At 38.4% G+C, this 5,834-nt stretch carries 1 protein-coding gene; it reads left to right on the forward strand.

Going from position 1 to position 5,834, the window contains the following annotated elements:
• Nucleotides 1-5,834: non-ribosomal peptide synthetase (locus tag FN817_RS22915; RefSeq protein ID WP_142719940.1), on the forward strand; the 5,834-nt coding region annotated here is incomplete at both ends.

Here is a 5,834-nt window from a genome sequence, read left to right on the forward strand (position 1 = left end):
CGCGACTTTATTAATGATGTATCCTCTGGTGTTCTGAGAGGTCAGATGCATCAGGATCTGCCTTTTGAGAAATTAGTAGAGGTTCTTAACATTGAGCCTGATTCCTCTCGTCATCCTGTATTTCAGGTGATGTTCGGATTTCAGGGGTTTGAATCTGGAGCGAAAGAAACGTATGGTGAAGATTATTTTTTTCATCCTTACAACAGTGGGATACAGAATGAAACGTCTAAGTTTGATCTGACCACGATGATTGATGATCAGGGAGAAGAGCTTTGTGGAACATTTAACTTTGCAACATCTCTGTTCAAAGATTCTACAATTAAACATATGATCAGCACATATCAGTATATTCTGGAGCAGTTTTCTGATCTGTTTCAGCGTGGATCTTCTGAGGTTAAACTTAGTGAGCTACGCTGGATTGAAGCAGCAACGCCCGGTCTTCACGGAATCTGTTCTGATTATGACCAAGCAGTTACCCTTCATGGCTTATTTGAAGAACAGGCTTTCAGAACTCCTGATCTTACAGCACTTGTATTTGGAGATGTACGGCTTTCTTACTGTGATCTTAATGAAAAGGCTAATCAGCTTGCCCATTATCTGATTCAGCATTATGATATCCGTCCTGATGAACTTATCCCTATTTGTTTTAACCGTTCAGAAAAGATGCTAATAGGGATTTTAGGAGTTTTGAAAGCAGGAGGAGCTTATGTCCCTGTTGATCCTGGCTATCCTGCAGATAGACTGAGTCATATTCTGAATGATACAGGGGCTCGCCTTGTTCTTGCGGAAGAAGAGACCGTATCAAAGCTGCATGAATATGTTTCAGCAATTGCTAATAAGGGACCTGTTATTTTGAATCTGGATGATGCAGAGGCAGCAGACGGAATTCAAAAATATTTTAGAAAAAATCCTGTTACCGGAGTAAGACCCGACCATCTGGCTTATGTTATCTATACCAGTGGAACAACAGGTAGGCCTAAAGGTGTGATGATTGAACATAATGGTGTTGTGAATTTAATAGAACAGCAGGCTTCAATATTGGATATGGAGAAAGTTTTATATCGATCAGAACAGAAAAATTTACTTTGGTATGCTGATTATGTCTTTGATGCGCATGTTTGGGAAGTATATTGGGTATTTGCACTCGGAAATATCCTGCATGTTTTGCCGAACGAATCGAGAACAGATTTGGAGATATTGCAGAAATATATTATTCAGCATGATATTAAAGTTGCTACGATTCCTCCAGCGTTATTGGATAAAGAATCAATTTTACCATTAGAGAAAATCATTGTTGCTGGAGATACTACTAATTCTGAAATCATGGAATGCTACAGAAAATACGGAGTTGACGTGATTAATGCTTATGGTCCTACAGAAACAACAGTATGCGCTACTTATCATCATTATTGCGAAGAAGATAATTCTCTCAATATTGGTCGTCCGATTGGTAATACTTCAGCATATGTACTTGATTCCTATTTGCGTGCCGTTCCCATTGGCGCAGTCGGAGAGCTGTATATTGGTGGAGTAGGTCTATCCCGGGGGTATCTAAATCGTCCCGAGCTTACTGCAGAACGCTTTTTAGTGAACCCTTTTCAGACTGAAGAGGAAAAAGCATCATATTATAATGGGAGGATCTATAAAACGGGAGATCTCGTTCGTCTTCTTCCAAACGGTGATCTGGAATATCTGGGTCGTAACGATTCTCAGTTAAAGATTCGTGGCTACCGTATTGAACCTGGTGAGATTGAGGCCGTTCTTGTTGAGTTAAGTGGTATCCGCAAGGCTGTGGTGATGTGCAGGGAAAGCAGCCTGGGTTTAAAATATCTTGCTGCTTATTATGTGTCGGATATTCCGTTTGAGCCTGCTGATATTTCAGCTTTGTTATCAGAAATACTTCCGGATCATATGGTTCCTTCGGCTTATATACATTTGAAGGAACTTCCGCTGACGATAAACGGGAAGTTAGACAGAAAATCATTACCGGAACCTTTGTTTACAGGGGAAACGGAATATGTTGCGGCCAGGACCTGGATAGAGGAGCAACTTGTGTGGATTTATGGAGAAATCCTGGGTCTCGATCCTGATTATATCAGCATCTATGATGATTTTTTCCGTTTAGGAGGTAACAGTATTATGGCTATTAAGCTGATTGCTAAGATTCGACAGGATTTGGATATGCAGGTTAATGTATCAGTCGTATTCGATAATAAAAGTATTGTCGAATTGGCCAATGTACTTGAAATCTTACCTACTATAGAAACTATTCGTATAGATCAGGCAGATGTTCGATATGCGGAAGATCAGCTTTTGTCATTTTCTCAGGAAGGATTGTGGTTTATAGACCAATACAAAGGAGGAAACAATGCATATAATATACCGCTTGTATGTCGTATAGATAAAAGTGTAAATATTTCCATTTTGTCTAAATCTCTGGTAAGTGTTATACAAAGACATGAAATTCTTCGAAGTCTAATCTTAACTAGCAATGAGGGGGTAGGTTATCAACAGGTTACAGATCCTTACTTAGAATTGACTGTTCAGGAGGTAAGCAGTTTTGATGCTCTGGAAACGGAAATATGTAAAGAAGCAAAGAGAATATTTTGCTTGTCAGAAGAAATTCCTCTTTCTATACGTATTTTTTCAATGAATGAGAATTATTATTTGTCTGTAGTATGTCATCACATTGCTTTTGACGGAGGATCTGTAGAAGTTTTTTTACGTGAGCTGTATGCCATTTATCAGTCATTGTTTTCAGGTTGTCAATATGAACTTCCAATGTTGGAATTTCAATATAAAGACTACGCACTATGGCAGCGGAATCATCTTAACAATACAATTTTAAAGAAGCAGCTTGAATATTGGCAGTCTTATCTCAACGGTTTTGAAACTTTAAATCTGCCTTTGGATTTTAAACGACCGCCGGAAATATCATATGAAGGTAATACAATTTCATTTATAATACCTTCAGAAATAAGTTCTGATTTAAGATCTTTAGCAAAAAAACTTGGAGTCAGTTTATATAGTGTGATGCTCAGCTCATATTATCTAATGCTATCCTCTTATTCGGGACAGGATGATATTGTTGTAGGAACCCCATTTACTAATCGTCATTATCAGGGGCTGGAGAACATGATAGGTTTGTTTGTTAATACATTGGTTCTTCGTGAAACAATTGACTATAATACAAATGTCAGTGCATTTATCAAAAAAGTTTCTACTTCAGTTTCCGGGGCACAGGCCAATCAGGACATTCCTTTCGAAAAACTTGTTAGCGCACTTGATATTGCAAATGATTCTTCGCGGCATCCTATTTTTCAGGTGATGTTCGGATTTGAAAGTTTTAGTAAGATGCCAGCTAATGTGTTTAAAGGAAATTCTTTTCTTTATCCTTTTGAGGGCAGTGTTTCTTATGATACTGCTAAATTTGATATTACTACTATGATTGATGATACGGATGAAGTTTTATCCGGAACATTTAATTATGCAAGTTGTCTTTATACGGAATCAACAATAAAAAGGATGAAATCTGCTTATCTTTATTTTTTAAAGCAGATCTCGGCATTACACCTTTCTGGTGGCTCAGAAATAAAGCTTTCTGAACTTCAGCTGGTGGGGACGGAAGACTATAACTGGCTTTCGGCTTGCAATGAAACCTATTCTGCTTATAATAGAGAAGCTACCATTCACCGTTTATTTGAAAAGCAGGTGTCCCGGACTCCTAATCAAACAGCACTGGTTTATCAGGAAATAAGATTAACATACCAGGAGCTTAATGAAAGGTCGAATCGTCTGGCTCACTATTTACTTGAAAAATATAAAATAAAACCTGACGAACTGGTCCCCTTATGCTTACAGCGCTCAGAACAAATGCTCATTGGTATTCTCGCCGTAATGAAGGCAGGGGGCGGCTTTGTTCCTTTGGATCCCAGCTTTCCATCAGAAAGAAGAAAACATATCCTGCCTGATACCGGAGCTCGTTTGATTATTACTGAATCAGCTTCTGTAAGTAAACTTGGATATGAGATACCAGATATCATCTGTCTTGATGATGAAAAGATGATTAAAGAACTCGGCAGCTTTAGAGCTGATAATCCTGAAACAAATGTAAAATCCGATAATTTAGCGTATGTCATTTATACCAGTGGAACAACGGGCAAGCCTAAAGGAGTAATGATAGAGCATACGAGTGTTGTCAACCTCATAGAAGAAATAAGAGGAATATATAACTTTTGTGAAATGGGCAGATTTAGTGCCTATACTTCTTATGTATTTGATGTTTCTGTTTCAGAATTTTTTAGTGCATTGTTGTACGGCAATGAATTACACCTATTGGACGAACATACTAAAAAAGATATTAATTTAGTTAAGGATTACCTTTTGACTCATGAGATTACCCATGCTTATCTTCCTCCCGTAATGCTTTCTTTATTGCCTCACTATGATTTCCCTTCTTTACAGACTTTGATGTATGCAGGTGAGCCTGGTGATGGAGAAACCGTGAAGTACTGGTCCCTTTATAAGAACATATATAATTTATATGGTCCTACTGAAGCAACTATTTATGCCACCTATAAACAAATACGGCATCATGATAGTAATCCTCTTAATATTGGAGTACCTCTAGGTAATACTTCAGTGTATGTTTTGGATTCCTATTTGCGTCCTGTTCCTATTGGAGCAGTCGGAGAGCTGTATATAGGTGGAGTTGGAGTATCAAGAGGATATTTAAACCTTCCTGAGCTTACTGCAGAGTGCTTTTTGTCTAATCCATTTCAGACTGAGCAGGAAAAAGCATCAGGCTATAATGGACGGATTTACAAAACCGGAGACCTTGTCCGTATTCTTACCGGTGGTGATCTTGAATATCTGGGCCGTAACGACTCACAGATCAAGATTCGTGGTTACCGCATTGAGCCCGGGGAGATTGAAGCAGCTCTTCTTGGATTGGTTGGTATCCGCCAGGCAGTAGTAATATGCAGGTTGAACAATATGGGTTTAAAGTATCTTACTGCTTACTATGTTTCAGAGAATCCGCTTGATTCTAGAGATATTTTAGTGTTATTATCAGAAGTGCTTCCTGATTTTATGGTTCCTTCGGCTTATGTACATTTGAAGGAGCTTCCGATAACCATAAACGGGAAATTAGATAAAAAATCATTACCAGAACCCTTATTTACAAGGGAGACGGAATATGCAAGCCCTCAGACGCCTTTACAGGAGCAGCTGGTAGAGATTTATGGAGAAGTGTTAGGTCTAGATTCAGATCATATCAGTATCCATGATGATTTTTTCCGATTGGGAGGAAGTAGTATTATGGTTATTAAATTGGTCAATAAAATTTATCATCAAACAGGAATACAGGCTACGGGAGGGATGGTATTCAATCATAAAAGTATTGCAGGTTTATCACGGGCTCTCGAAGATTTGCCAGAATTTGCCGTTGAAGAGATTAGGTCTGTACCTGTAAAGCAGGTCAGAGAGCAATACTTGTCCTTTGGTCAGGAAAGATTATGGTTTATTGAAAACTATGAAGGAGGAAGCCATGCCTATAATATTCCAATGGTTTTCCGATTAGATAAGAGAGTAACTCTCCGTTTTTTAGAAGATGCATTCCATATGCTTCTTGACAGGCATGAAGTTCTACGTACCCTTATTTTGACAGATCCTGATGGATCAGGATACCAGTACGTGAGTGATTATTCCGTGGAATTAACTTTGGTAAAGATAGAATGTTTTGAAGATTTTATGCAGACGCTTAGTGGGGAACTAAATGAAAGGTTTAATCTTCGGGAAGACTTGCCTATAAGAGTAAAGGTACTGAATTATGA

This window comes from Chryseobacterium rhizoplanae (assembly GCF_900182655.1).
In the GTDB taxonomy this organism is placed as follows: domain Bacteria; phylum Bacteroidota; class Bacteroidia; order Flavobacteriales; family Weeksellaceae; genus Chryseobacterium; species Chryseobacterium rhizoplanae.